Below are 19,885 nucleotides of genomic sequence, written 5' to 3'. Positions count from 1 at the left end.
TGGAAAGCAAATAGCAAATGGCAAGCAATCCCAGGAAGGCTCTCAGTTGGTCTTTTGCGATGAATATGTCTTCGCTCGGAATCAGCGGTGTGATGGCTTTTATATTAGCCGCAATACTGGGCCCCGAAAGTTTTGGAATTGTTGCAATTGCCGGAATTTTTGTTTTCTTTATACAGATCGTGGCGGGCCAATTTCTCAGCACAGTTATCATTCAACGAAAAGATTTGCAAAAAGGGCATTTGGACACAATTTTCTGGGTGAGCATTGTCTGGTGTCTGCTAATGTCTGTTGTCGCTTATTCTGCGTCGGGATTTTGGGGGAAAATAAATAATACGCCAGAGGTGACTAACGTCATTATTGCCATGGCGCCGCTAATATTGCTGAAAGGTTTGACGACGCTTCCGCTTGGCATGCTAGTGAGAGCAATGGATTTCAAGCATCTTACATATATACATGTAATCGGCGGAATCCTTGGTGGATTGATCGGCGTTTACATGGCGTTAAACGGGTATGGAATATGGGCGTTAGTCGTTCAACAATGGGTTGGAGTTGTGATTTTTATGACGCTCGCCTGGTTTTTCAATCCGTATGCAGTTGGGTTCGATATTTCCTGGAAATATTTAAAGGATGTATTGCCTTTTGCTGGCGGGGCATTTTTAAACGAGATGGGTGGTTTTGCGCAGTCACGTATGGAAGCTATTCTAGTCGGAATCCTCTTTGGTCCTATCTTGATAGCGTTATACCGGATCTGCGATAGATTGGTTGATATCGTAAATTCTCTTCTTTCCCGTTCAATTGCCGTTTTTATACTGCCATACGCCTCACAGCATCAAAATGATACTGCAAAATTGGCGCAAATTGTTGAGAAGTGTATCCGATTGAGTGCAGGATTATCATTTCCAATTCTAGGCGTGCTGGGTGGAATGTCATCCGTTGTTTTGGAGATTTTGGGGGATGAGTGGGCGGTGGCCTGGCTAGGCTTGATCATGTTATGTGTTGTCGGAGCCGTGCAGTCATTTTCTATACTCACCCCTTATCTATTGCAGGCAATTGGAAAGCCAGGAATAGGGGCTGCTTTAACATGGGGAACAACTTGCACAAGCGTTGTATCTTTCATTGTAGTAGCCCATTTTTTCCGAGATGAAGCCGTCGAATACCAACTAGCTGCGTTGGCGGGAATGCGCGCGTTGGTTTTTGTTGTAATAAATGTTCCCGCTAATTTTTTACTTATCAATTGGACCGTGAAATTTCCACCCGGATATCTTTCCAAGTTACTATTTGCACCATTATCTTCATTTTTAGCCGGGCTGGCGAGTGGTTATGTTCTATTGAATTATTTAATTCCGGAATCATGGGATCTTTTTGCTCGGTTTGTTTTGAGTGGCTTTGGATCAGGGGGAATTGCAATTATTACGCTGTTATTACTGGATACTTACATATTTAATATTTTTACAGGCATTTTAAAAACAGCAAGCAATCGGTTCTTCTCAAAAGGAATATAGAGTAAGAGAAGATCTTGTTTGAAAGAACACGATATATTAACAAGAGCCAGGTTCTTATGATAGCATCTGATAGTACATATAGGATGGTGTTGGAATGTGTAAGAATTCTATTAGTCAAACGAGTGAAACAGAAAATCTAAATTGATACCCTTCGCTTGGGGTGATTTTCAGTTATATCACGGTAAGGTTTTATTGTTTTTTGAATTTTTTCGCCTGGCTTCGGCTCACATAGAAGGTGAAACATATTTGGCAAAAATTAACTAAATATGTAGGTTTGCTGTCTATTTGTAATGTTGGAGAAAGATGAACATATTCTATCTTCTTAAATCAGTCAGTAGGTGGAAGCGACTTTAAATTGTATGGATTTATCGAGGCTTAGCTATTTTACCGCATCGCTTACAAGAAATATGAGCAAGGGTTTCTAGTTCCATGAAAATAAGACCAGTCATTTTATGCGGTGGGTCCGCTACTCGGTTATGGCCTGTTTCTCGCGCGTGTTTGCCAAAACCCTTTGTGCCTTTGGTTGACGGCCGTACAACGTTTGAAATGACACTTGAACGAATTGCCGACGACAAACTTTTTTTATCCCCACTGATTATTGCAAATCAGCAGCACAGGTTTTTGATTGGTGAGGCTGTGGAAAAACTGGGCACGAAAGCACAGATTGTTCTGGAGCCCGAGCCGCGCGATTCAGCAGCTGCAATTGCGGTTGCCGCTATTCTGGCAAATGAAGAGGATCCGGACACGATGCTGTTGGTTCTTGCATCGGATCATGTCGTGAACAACCTTGCCGAATTTCGAAAAACCGTAAAGGAAGCCGCAAAAATTTCAGCGCTTGGCCATATTACAACCTTTGGAATAGAGCCACATGAGCCCTCCAGTGAATTTGGTTATATTCAAATGGATGAGAACCAGCCAATTGATAAAAACGGATATTCTGTAAAACAGTTTGTGGAAAAGCCGGATAAAAAACTAGCCGAGAAGTATCTGGCAAACGGATTTCTATGGAATTCGGGCAATTTCATGTTTTCCGCGAAAACTATGCTAACTGAAATGCAGACACATTGTCCTAAATTGCTGGATGTTGCCGGTAAATCAGTCGCAAACGCGAAAATTGACCTGGACTTTCTCCGGCTCGATGAAACGTCTTTTTCTCAATGCCCAAAACTATCCATCGATTATGCGGTGATGGAAAAAACCAATGTCACCGCAGTGGTTCGCGCTGGATTTGACTGGTCGGATGTGGGGACCTGGGAGTCCATTTGGGACCTATCCAAAAAAGATAAACAAGGAAATGCTTCGAACCAAGAGGCCTATATCATGGGCTCAAAAAACTGTTACGTTCATGGCGACGGGCGGCTTATGGCACTTATTGGATGTGAAAATCTAATTGTAGTGTCCACAAAGGATGCATTGCTGGTTGTCGATCGAAATAATGTATCTCAGGTTAAGCAGCTCGTTGAACAGTTAAGATCAGACGAGAGAATTGAAGTCGTGGAAAATCTGCGAATGTACCGGCCCTGGGGTGATTATGAGACACTTGATTTGGGTAGCCGGCATCAGGTCAAGCGCATTTCCGTAAAGCCGGGAGGCAAGCTATCGCTCCAAAAGCATTTTCACCGGGCGGAACATTGGATTGTCGTTAAGGGAACGGCAAATGTAACGCGAGGATCTGAGACATTTCTAGTATATGAAAACGAAAATGTATACTTACCGATGGGCTGTGAACATAGACTGGAAAACCCCGGAAAAATATCTCTTGAGCTCATTGAAGTTCAAACAGGTGCCTATCTCGGCGAAGACGACATTATCAGAATTGATGATGAGTTTGGCAGAACATGACGGCATTTTTTACACGGTTACAAATCAAAATCATTTAAATTAGTTTTTCAAAATGGATGAAAAGTATGCGTATTGCTATTTTTGGACTTGGGTATGTCGGCTGCACGGCCGCATGTTGTATCGCAAAGCAGGGACATCAGGTTGTTGGTATTGATGTCAATGAAAAGAAAGTTGCGGAATTCAATGCTGGTATTTCACCCATAAGAGAGCCCAAGCTTGATGAATTATTAAAGGAAGGCGTCGCCTCCGGCAGCCTCTCGGCAACGACCGACATACCTGAGGGCTTGTCTTCTTTTGACATGGCCATCGTTTGTGTCGGAACGCCAAGCAATATTGATGGATCTCACGACATGGGCTTCATTGCAAATGTAACCAAGAAGCTCGCTTCTTCACTCGACCTGGATCGGGAGAGTAGCTTGACGATTGCCTTCCGTTCGACATTTCGGCCAGGGACAATAGAGCAGCTTGTTTCTCCAATTTTTGAAACCAGTCTCGGTGCCGAGGGAATGAAATCCATTGAGCTTGTCTATAATCCGGAATTTTTGAGGGAGGGAACTGCGATTGACGACTATTTTAATCCGCCCAAAATAGTTATCGGCACATATGATGGTGAAGCCTCGGCAAATATGGAAAAGCTCCATGAAGGTATTGATGCAGAGGTCTTCTATACGAATTATCGGGAAGCTGAAATCACAAAGTTTGTCGATAACACATGGCACGCTGTTAAAGTCGCCTTTGCTAACGAAGTTGGCCGTGTATGTCAAAAAATGGACATAAGTGCCCGAAAAATTCATGAGATATTTGTCTCGGATACGAAACTCAATATTTCAAGTTATTATACACGTCCAGGAGGCGCTTTCGGCGGATCCTGCCTTCCAAAAGACGTTAGGGCTTTGCAGAAAATTTCGCTGGATGTGGGTGCCGGTACATATTTAATAGATTCCTTGTTGCCGTCAAATGACACTCATAAACTGTTTCAATTTCAGCAGGCCGTTGCCAACCTGCCCGCTGGAAGCAAGGTACTTCTTGTCGGGCTGGCGTTTAAAGCCAACACAGATGATCTAAGAGAAAGCCCTAATCTTGATATGGCTCGCCGTTTGTTGGAAGACGGTTTTGAGTTGGATGTTTACGATGAAAGCCTGGATGCCTCGCGCCTAATCGGCCAAAATCTAGGATATGCTTATTCGCATCTGCCAACACTTGACAGGCTGTTGGTTACTAAGGAAATCGCTGAAAGTTCAGACTACCAGCTGGTAATTTCGGCAAACGACGATTTCGGCAAGCTGGAAATTAATTGTCCGCAAAAAGTAAATATCGGTACAATTTCATGAATATAAATCCGCAAGAAACATATGACATAACGCTGGATGACAAAGCAGATGAGACAGTCGATCTGTCTCTTGAACAACCGCTGAAAAACAAAAAAGTTCTGATTGTTGTCGAAAATCTTCCTGTTCCATTTGACCGTCGGGTCTGGCATGAAGCTCTTACCTTGAAAGCTGCCGGAGCGGACGTCTCAATCATATGTCCGACCGGGGTTGGTTTTACGGACCGCCGGGAAGAATTGGAAGGGATCCATATTTACAGGCACCCGCTCCCACTCGATGCGTCAGGTGCGCTGGGGTACCTTGTTGAATATAGCTGTGCTTTATTCTGGGAATTTGTTCTGACATTGAGGGTTTATTTTACACGTGGAATTGATGTTATCCATGGCTGCAATCCCCCGGACTTAATATTTTTAGTCGCACTACCCTTCAAGTTACTAGGGGTAAAATACCTGTTTGATCATCATGACATTAACCCCGAACTATATGAAGCGAAGTATGGTAAGCGAGGGTTTTTCTGGAAATTGATGGGCATATTTGAAAAACTCACATTCAAGGTAGCGACGGTTTCAATTGCAACGAATAACAGCTACCGCGAAATCGCTGTAGAGCGGGGCAACATGTCTCCCGACGACGTATTTGTTGTGAGATCAGGGCCTAACTTGAGCAGGATTCAGCGCCTGCCGCCGAATGATGCCTGGAAAAATGGCCGGCAATTTTTAATTGGATATGTGGGCGTCATGGGTGAACAGGAAGGCATTGATTTGCTCCTTGAATCCGTAAAGCATATTGTCTTTAGCCTTAAGCGAACAGATATACAATTTTGCCTGGTTGGCGGCGGATCCAGTCTTGAAAATTTGAAATCCTTGTCACAGGAAATGGGGATTTCGGAGTATGTAACTTTTACTGGCCGTGCGCCCGATGAAACATTATTTGAAGTGTTATCTACTTCCGACGTCTGTGTAAATCCGGACCTCGTAAATACGATGAACGATAAATCCACGATGAATAAAATCATGGAATATATGGCATTCGAAAAGCCGATTATACAATTTGACGTCGTCGAGGGACGGTTTTCTGCGCAAGAGGCGTCCTTATATGCTGAGCCGAATAATCCCGTTGATATGGCGAGTAAGATCATTGAATTGCTGGCCGACCCGGACCGACGGAAAAAGATGGGAGAATACGGTAGGCAACGTGTAGTGAATGAATTGTCCTGGTCGCATCAGGTTAAGCCGTTACTGGAGGCATATAAGCGCATATTGAAAATCTGACATGGCGGAAGTTCTGTTACCATTCTTGCAACATACCTTAAATCTGTTTTGTATCTCTAGTCATGGAAAATGCGTCAGAAGCTTTATTTGACTATTGGCCAGGCCCTCTATTGTTCGGGTGGAATTAGCCAATTATTAATGTATTCGATGGTATTGAACTAGTTGTATTTGCTGGAGTTACAGAAGATTTCGAGAATATATGTTTAGGTGAAAAACATGGTGAGACGGGTTCGTAAAAGCAGCAGGAACTTGAAATCAAATTTGTTGGATACTGGAAAAGAAGGAACATGATCAGATCAAAATCGGGCGCCGCTATTGACGGAGTGATCTGCTTTGGTGGAGAGGACTGGTGGTATCATAATCACGGTCATTACGATTTACAGATGATGCGGGAGTTTAGTCAAAAACTGCCAGTATTGTATGTGAACTCCATAGGTATGCGTGGCCCAAAGATTGCCGAGGGCGCAATGTTTTTCAAACGCCTGCACCGGAAATTCAAAAGCCTTCTAAGAGGGCTGGTGAAAATTCGAGAAAATTTCTTCGTCAGCAGCCCGATTACCCTGCCAGCGGGAGGCGACGGTAAATTTAGTGCTTGGATATCCCGCAAAGCGTTAGCAATACAAGTTAAAATGGCGGCCCGTAAATGTAATATAAAAAATCCGCTGGTTTGGGTCGCCTGCCCACCCGGCGTCACCATACTTGATGAGCTAAAGCCCGAACTTACGGTTTATCAAAGAACAGACCGTTTTGAAGACTATAAAGATGTCGATCCAGTAAAAATCAAATCTTTCGATAAACAGCTTAAGCAAAAATCGGATATCGTGCTTTTCTGTGCGCGCGAACTTTTCGAAGCTGAGAAAAATGAAAACTCTTGCTCGGTTTTTGTTGATCATGGTGTAGATTTCGATGTTTTCGAAAAGGCTGGTATCGATGCGGATAACGGTTTGGGGGAACCGGAAGATATGGTTTCCATTAAAGGACCGCGTGTCGGTTTTATCGGCGGAATAGATTCACACACCTTTGATCCTGATTTATTCGTCGATGTTGTCAAAAAATTACCGGATGTAAGCTTTGTTTTGATTGGAGCCTGCTCACTTGCGGAGGATTGGTGCCCATATGATAATGTTTACCAGTTAGGGCGGCGGCCCTATGAAGAAGTTGCCAGCTATATGGCGGCTTGTGATGTCCTCATCATGCCTTGGAATGACAGCGACTGGATAAAAGCCTGTAACCCGGTGAAAATGAAAGAGTATTTAGCTGTTGGACGACCAGTAGTGAGCACTTATTTTCCAGAAATAGAATATTTTAGAGACCATATTGCTGTTGCAAAAGACTCTGATGATTTTGCCTCCCTTATAAAGGATAACCTGGAGAATCGCGGTGATAAGATCTCTCGTCGTGAAAGAGTGAGAAATCACACCTGGAATGCTAAAGCGAACGAAGTATGGAAAGAACTCTAAAACATACATATTCAGTTTCTAGTCGCCGGGAATCGTTGAGATATTAAGTATATCTTGAGAAATTTGTATTAATATTTACCTATGTATAGTTGAATTGCAGTATACATTGTTCTTTATGCTGCGACGCTTCCATTTTTTATAAACCAAAAAGTGAAGCTGTGATGTTATAAGATATAAACGCAAATGCCGAATAAAGATATTATTGAGCTGGTAACTTGAACTGGCGATTGAGGAAACAGGATTGCTAAGATGATTGAACGGATTGCACAATTTAAATCAGGTCCCGCTTTGATTTTTGCAAGTTTGCTGATGTTGGTTTTAGCAGCCTGTGATTCACCGGAAGAAAAAGCTAAATCCCATTATGAATCGGGAATGGCGTTCGTTGAAAAAGAAAATTTCATCAAGGCGGGTATTGAATTTAGAAACGCCCTTCAACTCAAGGAAAACTATGCAGATGCATGGTATGGTCTGGCACTCGTTGAAGAGAGTGAAGGCAATCTACGGCTATATGCAGGCGATATCCTTAAGGCTATTGAACTGGATCCCAAACATGTCAAAGCCCAATCAAGATATGGGAAAATCATGCTCCTCTCCGGGCGGCTTGAGGATGCATTAAAAACAAGTGATCTGGTAATGGAACTGGATCCGAATAGTGCAGATTCACTCGCATTGAAGGCGGCGGTTTTATTTCGGCTAGATGATAAACCCGGCGCTGTGGCAGCTGCAACGGCGGCGTTGAAAATCGATCCTTCTAATATCGATGCCGTGACGGTGTTGGCGGCAGAAAGATTAGACGCGAAGGAGCCGGCAGGTGCTGTAACGATAATTGATGAAGGGCTGCTGCATCGTCCTGGAAGCACACCGCTTCAAATTGTAAAAATGAGGGCATTGACTGCACTGGATGATGATGAGGGAATTATCAGTGTATTCCAGGAACTCATTGCTGAAAATCCGGAAAGCAAAGAATATAGACAAGGGTTATCTTCCTTCTTGGAATCGAAAAATCGTTTTGCTGAGGCTGAAACCGTTTTGCGGGGCATTGCAACTGACAATCCAGAAGATATCGATGCAAAACTCGATGTTGTTAAATTCATCCGTACGACAAAGGATGATTCAGCTGCTGTTGCGGAGTTGGAAGGCTTGATTGCAGAGTATCCGGAAGTGTTTAGATACCGCTTTGCGCTTGCTGAACTCTGGGCCAGGATGGGTGATGAAGACAAGTCGCAGGCAATACTTCAATCAATAATCGATAATGCAAAAGTTGCCGAAGATGCATTGATCGCCCGGAACCGGGTAGCCCGAACATATCTGACCAAAGGTGATTTGGCTCAAGCCAGAATTCTGGTAGATGAAGTTTTGGCTACCGACGCGCAAAATGCCCAAGCTCTGGTTATGCGTGCCGCTATGCAAATTGACGAAGGCAACATAGAAGACGCAATTTCTAATTTGCGATCTTCGCTCAAGCAAAATCCTGATACCGTTAATACATCCATATTGCTGGCAAAAGCTCATGAAATAAATGGTGCTTTTGAATTAGCGGAAGATAGATTGGCGGCAGCTTATCGATATAGCAAGCAGGCACCGGAAGTGGGCTTGGCGTACGTGCAATTCTTTTTGCGCCAATCCGCACCGGAGCGGGCGGAAGACCTGTTACAGAAAATGATTGCAAGAAATCCGAGGAATACGGATGTGTTAAAGGCTATGGCACAATTGCAATTGCGAAAACAGAATTGGGGCGCAGCCGAGGAACTTGCGGACAGAATTAAGGAAATTGATGCGACGGATGTCATTGGGCTTCAGATAAGCGGGGCTGCGGCCGCGGGATTACAAAAGGCAGATGACAGTGAACAGGAATTTGAAAAAGCATATGAGTCTACTCCGGATTCAGGACAGACCATGTTGTCACTGGTTCAATCCTACCTTAGAAATGGTAAAGTTGACAAAGCAGAAAGCTTTTTAAACTCGGTTCTTGAAAGAAGCGAGGATAATTACCTGGCAAAAATGTTGCTGGCACAAATTGCGCTTGGTAAGGGAGAGCGTGAAAAAGCGGAAACGGAATTTCTGGACCTGATTAAAAATGACCCCGATCGTCCGGAAGGTTATATGATGCTGACCAGATATTATCTGGCGAGCAACCAGCAAAATGAGGCGCAGGACGTTTTAACGGCCGGATTGGCGGCGCTCCCGGATAATTTTACCATGAACTTGACGCAGGCCGGGCTCTTTGAGGCGAACGGTGAAGCTGATAATGCAATTGCCATATATGAGAAGTTATTGGTCACCAGGCCTAATTCCGAAATAGTTGTCAATAATCTGGCCAGCCTGATTGCGGAAGGTGCGGAAGATGAAGAAAGTCTGCGAAGAGCGTATGCACTCGCGAAAAGATTCCGAAATACGAAAGTTCCGTTTTTTAAAGATACATTAGGCTGGATACATTATCGTTTGGGTGAATATGAAATGGCGACCCCGCTGATTAAAGAGGCCGCGGAAGCTCTGCCGAATATGGCCATCGTTAGATATCATCTGGGGTTGGCCCATAAGGCGGAAAACAACTTTAATGAAGCAGAAAAAGAACTTGAAGCAGCTTTGAAGCTTGCTGAACAACAAAATTTTTCTCAAGTGGAAGAGGCCAAGCTGGCGTTGGAAGAAGTCCGCGCTGCCAAGGCAAATTAGCTAAACTATTATTTTTGAAAACCATTTTTAAATACCTGGTTTACCCGGTGGAAGAATGCCTGAATGTATAGAGAGTTTTACGGATTAACCCAAAAACCATTTTCAATCTTGCCGGACCCCCATTATCTTTACTGGGGCCATAGTCACTCGCTCGCTTACGCCATGCTGGAATATGGCGTTATGAATAGGGCGGGTTTTACGGTTGTAACCGGTGAGATTGGCTGTGGGAAAACAACACTTATCCGGCATCTGCTAGAACGGCTTGATGAAGAATATACAGTGGGCCTGGTTTCCAACATACAGGATGGTGAGCTGCTTCAATGGGTTCTCATGGCCTTTGGGCAGCCTTACGAAGACAAATCCCATGTTGCCCTGCATGATGAATTACAACAGTTTCTAATTCGCGAGTACGCAGCGGGTAGGCGTACCATATTAATTGTTGATGAGGCGCAAAATCTTGGGCCCAAGCTGTTGGAGCAGCTTCGCCTCTTATCAAATATTAATGCTGATAATGATCAGCTCCTCCAATTGATCCTTGTCGGGCAACCACAGCTGAAGGGACTTTTACAAGCCCCGGAACTTGTTCAGTTCGCGCAGCGCGTGGCTTCTGACTTCCATCTTTCCCCGCTTTCCGCCGATGACATAGAAGTGTATGTAGCGCACCGGTTATTGGTAGCTGGCCGGGAAATGCCTCTATTCACGCGCGAGGCTTGCGAAAAATTATTTGACGCGAGCCGTGGTATCCCAAGAATAATCAATATTTTATGCGATACATCTCTGGTTTATGGATTTGCCAGAATGGCACCTGAAATTGACGCGAAAATTGTCGAAGAAGTAATTGAAGACAAACGAAAGCATGGCATTTTTGATGTCGGGCCGCCAAAAGAAACCAGTTCCGATGACAATATTGTCGCGCTTGATAACAAGGAAGAGAATCCGGAAGACAAGCCGGCGCTCGTTATTCACGATAAGGAATTGGCGAAGCTGATTTTCAAAAAGCTCCGCCCTCACACCTGAGCCTTGTATCTGAAGTGTCGTTATGTCTCTGTGGAGTAACTTAGAAAGATTTGTTTAGGGACACAGAGATGACATTTTCTTTAATGTTATCCGCTGCAATATCAGCATTCCGGTCATAATAGTTATAAGCCAATGAGCCGGTAAAATTATCACCGAACCTGTAATTTAGCGCCGCCCCTGCTCTAATAGTTGTTTCCGCTTCTCCTGGGGTTTCCGGTTCAATGATTTTCGACCATGATCCATCGACTGAGAGGCCGAGTTTCGGGGAAAGTTCCCTTGAATAAAAACCGAAAAACGACACCGTTTCATCATTTGTGTTGGCCGTTAAAAAGTCTCGCTTTTCATATGTCGCGCCTGCTGAATACCCATTTAGCCCACGCGTACCTCTTATCCCAACATCGAAAGTTTCATATTTGGTCGTTGTGCCGACAAAATCGGAATTCGAGAAATTTGTGTTTACAAGCTCACCATCTTCATCAAGCACATCTCTATTGGTATAAGCCTGGCCGCCCGTTCCGACATCAACTACATAGGACGCTGTGAGAATCGCCGCGCTGGAGACAATATAGGAGAAATCCATGTTCCAGATACCACCGCCATACCGATAACCGTAGCCCAGGCTCAAATCTGTTCTTGGGCCGGGTGTGAGGCGAACGCCAGCACCGATAAAGGCGCCACTGATGTCATCGTTATCAATATTTTCGCCGTCAAATTCGTCATATCCCGTTATACCGAGTAGCGCGACATTTCTATTTATCGAATATTGGCCGGAAGCAACAAACGTTCCGCGTTTTAGATCATCGCCATCTTCAACAACCGTATCTACGCCAAATGCTTCAAGAGACCAGCTGGTTCGACTAAAGTTTCTGCCACTTTCCAAGATCAGATTAACTTCATTCGTTGTTTCATTGCCGGGATTGTCGACAGCCCCGCCAACATCTGTCTCGTCAAATCTAAGCTGGGAAAAACGATACCGGGCGATCCCGACAGCAGTTCCACCAAACCGTTGCAAATAATAAGGGCTAATACTGTAATTTAGAACTTGGGTTTGGCTATTTGATAATGTTCTATCAATCGCGGAAGACGCCCCGGTAGTCGATAAGTCTTCAGGCGTATAGGCAATTTGACCATCGATGAAAAAATGATCCTGAACAAGTTCTGCGTTGGCACTACCCAGCAGATTATGGCGAAATCCATTTAAATCTGAGGTATTTGCATAAATATCGTAAGCGCCATCATAAGATGTAAGTATGTTAAGCCGATTGCCAATACCATCAAGCGTAAAGCCGGCGTTGAGTGTCGTGATGAAATCACTTTCTGTATTTGTCGCTGTGGACAAAACGTTATCAGTGTAGGCTTCCCTGATCCCCACAAATGGCGTGAAGATCCAGTCTGCAGCCACTGCTGTTGACGTGCTTACGACAGCACTTCCCAGCAAGCCAAAGCTAAAAACACTAGCTTTTAAAGACCGTAATCCGAAAACTGATGGACGAGAAGACATCACGATACGACTACCTTTTTTATGTTCCCAAATGCCAAATCATCGGCAATATCAATAGCGCCTACTCTAGAACCAACTTTCCGGGATGATAAGTATGTCACCAGGCATTAAGGGAACATTGGCGCTGACATCACCGTTCAGGAGAAGGTCGTCTAGACGAACGCCATAAGATTTTTTCTCGCCACCCTCTTCACGAACAATAACGGTCCGGTTGCCGGCGGCAAATTCAGTCATACCACCAACTGCAATCATTGCATCCAGAACAGTCATGCGATTACGGAAGGGAATTGCCATTGGTTGCGACGCTTGTCCGACAATTCGGATTTGCTGACTGAAAGGGCCGTTAAATGTCAAAACACTGACCGTTACAAGAGGGTCTTTCACGTATTGGCTGAGCTCTTTTTCCAGATCTTTAGAGAGCTGTGCAGAAGTTTTTGAGGCTGCAACCATGTCATTGACAAGAGGTGTTGAAATTCGACCATCTGGGCGAACGGGAACCGTGACGGAAAGATCGGGGTTTTGCCAGACAAAAACATCCAATTCGTCGTTCGGTCCGATAATGTATTCCGCAGACCCCGAAAGAGTGACCGGTGCTGTTGACGCCGCTTCATTTTGTGCTGAACAAGCCGCAAAAAACAGAGCTAGTGATAATATTAATGTCCGGGTGGCAGCGGACTGAATTTGTGTAAGCGTAAACACTTTAATGCCTCCCCCTAATGAATTGCATTCTGAACTATTCGCCAGAACTGGTTAATCTAAACAAACAGACGGTGTTTCTCAGTCTTTAGCACAGCCAAATTCAATTTTCTAAGCTAAATGACATAATTTTGCCTAGTATTTCTCCAATAAGGGCCATAATGCAACATTATTCCGTAATGCAATTATACTTGATCATCAAGATACATTCCAAAAATGACGATCTGCCACTGCAAATTAACGATTTGGCAGCGTTTTATTTGTAGTGTTTCTTCTTGATTGGGCATTGGCAAAAATGGCTAAAATCGGTATGATTTACGATGAATACAAATTTTGAAAATCGGGGAAAGAGTGAGTAACAACAAAAACCCGCTGCTTAAAGAGACTCTCGACAAATGTTCACGGGTTTTTATTGTGATTGCCGTTTTTGGATTGGCAATAAACATGCTCATGTTGACAGCACCGCTGTTCATGATGCAGGTCTTTGATCGCGTTATTACCAGCCGCAATACAGATACGTTGATACTGTTGATGTTGATCGCCGGATTTGCCTTGCTGACTATGTCGCTTCTTGAAGGGGCGCGTACATTTGTTCTTGTCCGAATAAGTAGTTGGCTGGATCAGCAAATAGGCGGTGCGGCTCTCACGGCGAGCATTGTATCGACCTTGACATCCGGTAAAGATGCCAGTGTTCAGGCGCTACGCGATCTCGGGAATTTTCGGTCATTTTTGACCGGCCCGAATGTTTTCCCCATATTGGATGCTCCTTTTGCCCCGATCTTTTTGGGCGTTATGTTTCTATTACATCCACTCTTGGGATGGATTTCCGTTATTGGCGCAATTGTATTGTTGGCGATTGCCATTGCCAATGAGCGGGCGACGCGCAAACTCCTGAATATGTCCGGTGGTCAGTCCATGGTCGCCATGAAGCAAGCGGAAACGGCGTCTCGCAATGCCGATGTAGTTGAGGCAATGGGTATGATGCCGCAACTTATTCAACGCTGGAATGACCGGCATGCAGATGCTCTTGCGATGCAAGCTTCCGCCAGCGATCGTGGTGGCATGTTCGCTGCGGCGTCCAAACTAGTCCGCGTCATGTTGCAAATTGGTGTCACAGGAGCAGGCGCCTGGCTTGTGATTCAGGCTGAAATGAGTCCCGGATCAATGATTGCAGGCTCGATCATAATGGGCCGTGCTTTGGCGCCGGTTGAACAGGCAATTGGTTCTTGGAAGGGCTTCCTGTCCGCGCGGGCGGCGTATAGCCGGCTAAAGAAGGAACTTGATGAAAGTGCCGTTCGTGAAACTGCGATGCCCTTGCCCAAACCGAAAGGCAGTATCTCGGTTGAAGGGTTGAGCTACACACATAAAAACACAACGGAGCCTATCCTTCGAAATATCAATTTCAAAATTAATCCCGGGGAAATTCTTGGAATTATCGGTCCAACCGCTGCAGGGAAAACGACGCTGGTCCGAATTCTAGTTGGAAATTTAAAGTCGAGAATTGGATTTGCCCGCTTGGATGAAATGGATGTGGCGGAGTGGGGGGCTGATGATCGCGGAAAGCATATTGGTTATCTGCCTCAGGATATCGAACTGTTTTCCGGCACAATTCGTGAAAACATCGCCAGAATGAGCGAAGGCGATCCCGCAGATGTCATTGCTGCCGCCAAAAAAGCGGGTATCCATGAAATGGTTCTGCGGATGGAAAAGGGGTATGAGACTGAAATCGGCGAAGGTGGTGCTGCTCTTTCCGGCGGCCAGCGTCAGCGTATAGCCCTTGCCCGTGCCCTTTTCGGTGATCCAAGTCTTTTGGTATTGGACGAGCCAAACGCAAATCTTGACAGTGTTGGCGAAAGTGCCTTGATGAGCGCGATGGAAAACCTGCGCGCCGAAGGAATGACAATTATCGTTATTGCTCATCGGCCCAATATTCTTAAGCATGTGGACAAAATCCTTGTTTTGAAAGATGGCATGCTTCAGGACTTCGGCGGGCGGGATGACGTCATGATGAAATTACAAGGCCCGCAAAAATCTCTGCCTGCGCCAAGAACTCAGCAGAGCTTCACCGCTCGACAGGAGAGAGAGGATGTGGACCGGCAGGGTATTGTTTCACCTAAACCCTTTGTACATGAGACAGTGAAACCTAAACATTATTCGGAACCGGCAGAGAAGCCAAAGCAAAATGGCGTAAAATGCGCCCGAACCCCCGCCCCCGCCAATGGTACGGAAATCTCTGTTAAGCCTTTGCAGCCGGGGAATTTGCAACTCAATGGGGCGCCTGCGAAAATTAAGAGGAAAGCCGCAGTTTTGACAATGGGACCGAGTGACAAAATCAAAACGAAAATTCAATCGCTGACAACACACCCGCTTAGCGATGCAGAGATATCGAGAATATATGCAATGTTTGTAAAAGGGGATCAAAAGGGTGCCTTGAGCTACCTGGAGGACCTTAAGAGATGATGGATGTGCGTGGGCCGATAATATTCGGTTTAGTCGTTATTCTAATATTTTTTGGCGCTTTTATGGGCTGGGCCGCCTTTGCGCCTTTGGGCAGTGCTGCCATAGCGCAAGGCACTGTGAGCGTTGAAGGCAACCGCAAGTCCATTCAACATCTTGAGGGCGGAATTGTCTCTGAAATTAAAGTCAAGGATGGTGAATTCGTCGAGGAAGGTCAAATTCTGATTATTCTTGATGAAATTCAATCGAAAGCGTCCATGGAGATTGTGCGGGGGCGCAGGACTGTTGCGCTAGCGCAAAAATCCAGGTTGGAAGCAGAACGCGATGGTCTCGATAAAATTCTTTTCTCCGAATGGCTTGAGGAGAGAAAATCGGAGCCCAACGTACAGGAAGTGATGCAGGGTCAGCAGAATATTTTTGAATCTCGCCGCAAAAGCAGATTGGGGCAAATAACAATTCTTGAGCAAAAAATTGCCCAACTGGACGAAGAAATAAAGGGATTGGGCGGACAGGTCTTTGCGTCGGATCGGCAGATAAAGCTCATTAGCGAGGAAATCAAGGATGTCGATAGCCTGGTGAAAAAAAACCTGGCAAAGCGTCCACGTCTTCGCGCATTGCAACGCAATCTTGCGGAACTACGCGGAAACCGCAGTCAGAATTTATCGAAAATTGCCCAGTCGCGGCAAGCCATCGGTGAAGTAAAACTGCAAATAAATGAACTGCAAAATAGTTTGATCGACGAAGTCGTCGGCGAGTTGCGGGAAATTCAGGCAGAGTTATTTGATCTGGAAGAACAATCCCGCGCGTCGGAAGATGTGTTGAGCAGAACGGATATCAGGGCACCTACGGCCGGCTATGTTGTGGATTTGCAAGTCCATACTTCAGGCGGTGTGATTGCGCCAGGCGCAACTGTGCTGGATATTGTTCCGGATGACGTGACGCTGATCGTGGAAGCCAAAGTTAGTACTGGGGATATTGATTCTGTCTTTATTGGCTCACCGGCGCAGATCCGGTTTCCAGCCTTCAATCAACGCGTCTCCTTACCGGCGGAGGGGACGGTGATAAGCGTCTCCGCCGATAGCCTGGAAGACGAAAGAACGGGTACCTATCATTATCTTGCCAGGGTAAAAATTGACAACCTTAAAAACGCGAATATCGAGGTTACACAATTGCGTCCCGGCATGCAGGCTGACGTTATGATTACGACCGGCGAACGCACTGCACTTGACTATTTTGTTGACCCAATAATCCTGAGCTTTAATAGAGCGTTAAGGGAAGAGTAAATGGTCCATTTCCTTCAAAATAATCGTAGGGAATGTTATATCGCGCAGTAATTTGTCAAGAATTAGCACCTCTTTTTCATCAAAAGTTTGAATAATCTTCTCCCTCATCCCCCAAATGAGGGATGCAGGTTCTTTCAAGATGTCCTAATTCTGTAATCAACATAGAGACAGAATAACAGAGAAACCATCGTTTTTGCATGGACATAGGAGTTGCCACCTTGAAATTTAGACTATCATGCCAGGTCGTGATTTTGACAACGATGTTGCATATGGGTTCTGTCAGCGCAGCTCCGCTGTCAACAGGGGCAGCTCAAACACCTGATGCAGCCAACCCTGCTGTGCAGACACAACTTAATATGACCGAGTATTCCGAGGTCGCACAGGCGCCGATGGTAAAAGCTGTCGATAGCGCAGGTACAAAAGGCGTGTTTAGTAACATGGCAGATGACTTAAGCACAGGCAAGATCCCGTTTTCTCCCGCGCTGATATTGTTTGGCTTTGCCCTTGCAGCAATTGGCTGGATGGGTCGCAAGCGAAAAAAGAGTTTCTTGGTTAAGGATTGAATTTAAGGATATCTGAATTTTACAAAGCAAATTTTTAGTGAAGCAAAGCCGATTTATTGGCGGAGGTTCAAGTTTTTTTGAGAAGTAAATTTTTAAATACATATAAAATGGTGGCCTTCTGGGCTACCATTTTTTTTGCCTCAGAAGATAAAAAAAATATTGGTTAATGTGCTAAAGTCGGGCTTGGATTAGATTAATGAGCCCGAATGTTATCAGGTCACTCCTACTTTAAGGTCACTGCGTTATGGCGCTGCCGCGAATTTCAACCATGGTGTCGAAGCTGACACACAAAGCCCAAGGCGAAACTATTCCGCTGGCGGATGCCCGCATGCCTGCGGATGAATTAGCATTTGTTATTGGCGATATTCATGGGCGGAATGACTTGCTTCTCTCGGTAATTGAACGCATTACGACTCACGAATATGTTCCGGATTATCAAAAGCGACATATTGTCTTTCTCGGTGACTATGTGGATCGAGGCAAGATGAGCAAGGAAGTTATTCAGACTCTCATTGATCTCGATCTCCCCGAATTCAATATCGTGACATTGGACGGCAACCATGAAGCCTCCATGAGAGGATTTCTGGAGAACCCGGTTAAGGGTAAGCGATGGCTGCATTATGGCGGCGATGCTACATTGAGAAGCTATGGAATAGATGTTTCATTGGACGACCTGACAGAGGCGGATTTGGTCGCAAAGTCGGCAGAGCTCGAGATGGCATTGTCCCCGAGCCATAAAAAGTTCCTCTACGGCCTTACCGGTCATTATTCGTTGGGAGATTTCTTTTTCACCCATGCGGGGATAAATCCAAAGCGCGTTCTTGCAGAGCAGTCGGAGCGTGACTTATTATGGATCAGAAGTGAATTTCTGACCCATGACGGCTTATATGAAAAAGTGATTGTTCACGGTCATAGTATTTCCGCCCAGCCAGAGTTCAGGGATAATCGAATTGGAATTGACACCGGTGCGTTTTATTCGAATGACCTGACTTGTCTTGTGCTTTACGGAAACAGCAAAAAAATACTGTGATGTTGATAAGGCGCGTTTTTGTTTTACCGATAGTGATATTCGCCTTCATGTTTCATCTGCCAGCGGGCAGCGAGAGTGCAGAGCTCAGCAACTTTCCGAAAAGTATATTCGAACAAGATGATTTTTTCCCATTGGCAGTTGTGCTTCAGGATCCGGAAAACGTAGAGCGCTACCAGAAACTAGGCATAAATCTTTATGTCGGGTTATGGAAAGGGCCGACGGAACAACAGCTGGCTCGCCTCAAGAAAGCCAAGATGCCAGTCATGACGAAGGTAAATGAGGTTGGTCTCAACAGTATCAACAACACTATCATTGCTGGTTGGTTGATGCAGGATGAGCCGGACAACGCACAGCCAATTCCGGGAACAAAAAAACACGGGCTGCCAATCCCTCCCAAAGAAGTGATCAAATACTATCAACATATTCGAAACCTGGATCCTAGCCGACCGGTGATGCTCATTTTGGGACAGGGGGTTTCCTGGGATCAATGGTTTGGCCGTGGGGTCAGAACAAATCATCCGGAAGACTATCTTGAATATGTGAAGGCAGGAGACATTGTCAGCTTCGATATTTATCCGGTCACACATCAAAGCCCTGAAATTTCAGGTCGGCTGGATATGGTTCCCAAGGGTGTGGACCGCCTCATCCGTTGGACAGATGGGCGCAAGCCGATCTGGAGCGTTATTGGAGCCAGCCGTATAAATAACCCTGATATCCTGCCCACTGGCGATGAGGTTCGGCGACAGGTTTGGCTAAGTATTATCCACGGTGCCCAAGGGATCATTTACTTCGTGCATCAGTTTAAACCGAGATTTGTCGAAGCGGGGTTATTGCAACATAAGGACCTGAGTGCGGCAGTGAAGGATATCAACCGACGCATCACTTCTCTTGCTCCGGTGCTCAACAGCGCTCAAATAAGGAATGCGGTGAGTGTCGAGGAAGCGGGCAAGGTTCCGGCGGTGACCGCATTGGTCAAGCAGGACCGATGCAATCTTTATATTTTTGCGGGATCGAAGAGCCGATTGACCGTGGAGGCAACGTTTCACGTGAAACATAATATTATTGACCAGAATTTTACGGTTTTTGATGAAAGCAGATCTGTTTCCCTGAAAAATAAAATCTTCCAAGATACATTCGATCCCTATGCAGTGCATTTATATCAGCTTAAGAAGGATGTTCCGAACTGCCGGTGACCTTACTGTCCGAAACCGATTTAGAGGGAACTAAATCAGTATTTGCTAGGCGGGACGTCAAAATCCAAT

Annotated in this window: 14 protein-coding genes; 12 read left to right on the top strand and 2 right to left on the bottom strand. The window is 45.3% G+C overall.

Annotated features, from left to right (window positions below):
• Positions 1-17: 17 nt before the first annotated feature.
• The 7 genes from NBZ79_RS19295 (at position 18) to NBZ79_RS19265 (ending at position 11,093) form a co-directional block, all read left to right on the top strand.
• On the top strand, positions 18-1,502 hold the full coding sequence (locus NBZ79_RS19295; protein WP_251934294.1) for an oligosaccharide flippase family protein: 1,485 nt from the start codon (positions 18-20) through the stop codon (positions 1,500-1,502).
• Between the two features lie 429 nt (positions 1,503-1,931).
• Positions 1,932-3,344 (top strand): mannose-1-phosphate guanylyltransferase/mannose-6-phosphate isomerase, encoded by a 1,413-nt coding sequence (locus NBZ79_RS19290; RefSeq protein ID WP_251934293.1) that lies wholly within the window; start codon positions 1,932-1,934, stop codon positions 3,342-3,344.
• A 65-nt stretch (positions 3,345-3,409) separates the two neighbouring features.
• The gene (locus NBZ79_RS19285; RefSeq protein WP_251934292.1) at positions 3,410-4,675 is read left to right on the top strand and encodes a nucleotide sugar dehydrogenase; all 1,266 of its coding nucleotides are present in this window, start codon (positions 3,410-3,412) and stop codon (positions 4,673-4,675) included.
• Positions 4,672-5,943: a glycosyltransferase family 4 protein gene (locus NBZ79_RS19280; RefSeq protein ID WP_251934291.1), complete on the top strand. Its 1,272-nt coding sequence runs from the start codon at positions 4,672-4,674 to the stop codon at positions 5,941-5,943. Before NBZ79_RS19285 ends, NBZ79_RS19280 begins: the two co-directional genes overlap by 4 nt.
• 287 nt (positions 5,944-6,230) lie before the next feature.
• On the top strand, positions 6,231-7,403 hold the full coding sequence (locus NBZ79_RS19275) for a glycosyltransferase (protein WP_251934290.1): 1,173 nt from the start codon (positions 6,231-6,233) through the stop codon (positions 7,401-7,403).
• Positions 7,404-7,652: 249 nt separating this feature from the next.
• On the top strand, positions 7,653-10,076 hold the full coding sequence (locus NBZ79_RS19270; protein ID WP_251934289.1) for a tetratricopeptide repeat protein: 2,424 nt from the start codon (positions 7,653-7,655) through the stop codon (positions 10,074-10,076).
• A gap of 63 nt (positions 10,077-10,139) precedes the next feature.
• Positions 10,140-11,093 carry an ExeA family protein gene (locus NBZ79_RS19265; RefSeq protein ID WP_251934288.1) on the top strand — a complete coding sequence of 318 codons (954 nt, stop codon included), beginning with the start codon at positions 10,140-10,142 and terminating at the stop codon, positions 11,091-11,093.
• A 40-nt stretch (positions 11,094-11,133) separates the two neighbouring features.
• Here the strand turns inward: NBZ79_RS19265 and NBZ79_RS19260 are convergent, their stop codons facing one another.
• Both NBZ79_RS19260 and NBZ79_RS19255 read right to left on the bottom strand, forming a co-directional pair.
• On the bottom strand, positions 11,134-12,594 hold the full coding sequence (locus NBZ79_RS19260) for a TIGR03016 family PEP-CTERM system-associated outer membrane protein (RefSeq protein ID WP_251934287.1): 1,461 nt from the start codon (positions 12,592-12,594) through the stop codon (positions 11,134-11,136).
• A gap of 66 nt (positions 12,595-12,660) precedes the next feature.
• A complete protein-coding gene (locus NBZ79_RS19255) occupies positions 12,661-13,293 on the bottom strand; it encodes an XrtA/PEP-CTERM system exopolysaccharide export protein (protein ID WP_251934286.1) in 633 nt (210 codons plus the stop codon).
• Between the two features lie 348 nt (positions 13,294-13,641).
• On the opposite strand from NBZ79_RS19255, the gene NBZ79_RS19250 reads away from it, so the two are divergent.
• From NBZ79_RS19250 to NBZ79_RS19230, 5 genes are all read left to right on the top strand, one after another.
• Positions 13,642-15,750 (top strand): type I secretion system permease/ATPase, encoded by a 2,109-nt coding sequence (locus tag NBZ79_RS19250; RefSeq protein WP_251934285.1) that lies wholly within the window; start codon positions 13,642-13,644, stop codon positions 15,748-15,750.
• Positions 15,747-17,030, top strand: coding sequence for an HlyD family type I secretion periplasmic adaptor subunit (locus NBZ79_RS19245; protein WP_251934284.1), 1,284 nt, complete (start codon positions 15,747-15,749; stop codon positions 17,028-17,030). Before NBZ79_RS19250 ends, NBZ79_RS19245 begins: the two co-directional genes overlap by 4 nt.
• Before the next feature lie 218 nt (positions 17,031-17,248).
• Positions 17,249-17,593, top strand: a complete 345-nt coding sequence (locus tag NBZ79_RS19240; protein ID WP_251934283.1) for a hypothetical protein — start codon at positions 17,249-17,251, stop codon at positions 17,591-17,593.
• Between the two features lie 244 nt (positions 17,594-17,837).
• Positions 17,838-18,623 carry a metallophosphoesterase gene (locus NBZ79_RS19235; protein WP_251934282.1) on the top strand — a complete coding sequence of 262 codons (786 nt, stop codon included), beginning with the start codon at positions 17,838-17,840 and terminating at the stop codon, positions 18,621-18,623.
• Positions 18,624-18,670: 47 nt separating this feature from the next.
• The gene (locus NBZ79_RS19230) at positions 18,671-19,816 is read left to right on the top strand and encodes an alpha-amylase family protein (protein ID WP_251934281.1); all 1,146 of its coding nucleotides are present in this window, start codon (positions 18,671-18,673) and stop codon (positions 19,814-19,816) included.
• Positions 19,817-19,885 lie beyond the last annotated feature (69 nt).

The sequence above is a fragment of the Sneathiella marina genome (assembly GCF_023746535.1).
Classification (GTDB): domain Bacteria; phylum Pseudomonadota; class Alphaproteobacteria; order Sneathiellales; family Sneathiellaceae; genus Sneathiella; species Sneathiella marina.
Note: the sequence above shows the minus strand (reverse complement) of the source record. Positions and strands in the feature narration are given on the sequence as shown.

Coding starts and splice junctions, on each gene's coding strand:
- NBZ79_RS19235 (WP_251934282.1), top strand. CDS start 17,838: ATGGCGCTGCCGCGAATTTCAACCATGGTGTCGAAGCTGACACACAAA.
- NBZ79_RS19245 (WP_251934284.1), top strand. CDS start 15,747: ATGATGGATGTGCGTGGGCCGATAATATTCGGTTTAGTCGTTATTCTA.
- NBZ79_RS19230 (WP_251934281.1), top strand. CDS start 18,671: ATGTTTCATCTGCCAGCGGGCAGCGAGAGTGCAGAGCTCAGCAACTTT.
- NBZ79_RS19265 (WP_251934288.1), top strand. CDS start 10,140: ATGTATAGAGAGTTTTACGGATTAACCCAAAAACCATTTTCAATCTTG.
- NBZ79_RS19295 (WP_251934294.1), top strand. CDS start 18: ATGGCAAGCAATCCCAGGAAGGCTCTCAGTTGGTCTTTTGCGATGAAT.
- NBZ79_RS19290 (WP_251934293.1), top strand. CDS start 1,932: ATGAAAATAAGACCAGTCATTTTATGCGGTGGGTCCGCTACTCGGTTA.
- NBZ79_RS19280 (WP_251934291.1), top strand. CDS start 4,672: ATGAATATAAATCCGCAAGAAACATATGACATAACGCTGGATGACAAA.
- NBZ79_RS19285 (WP_251934292.1), top strand. CDS start 3,410: ATGCGTATTGCTATTTTTGGACTTGGGTATGTCGGCTGCACGGCCGCA.
- NBZ79_RS19275 (WP_251934290.1), top strand. CDS start 6,231: ATGATCAGATCAAAATCGGGCGCCGCTATTGACGGAGTGATCTGCTTT.
- NBZ79_RS19260 (WP_251934287.1), bottom strand. CDS start 12,594: ATGTCTTCTCGTCCATCAGTTTTCGGATTACGGTCTTTAAAAGCTAGT.
- NBZ79_RS19270 (WP_251934289.1), top strand. CDS start 7,653: ATGATTGAACGGATTGCACAATTTAAATCAGGTCCCGCTTTGATTTTT.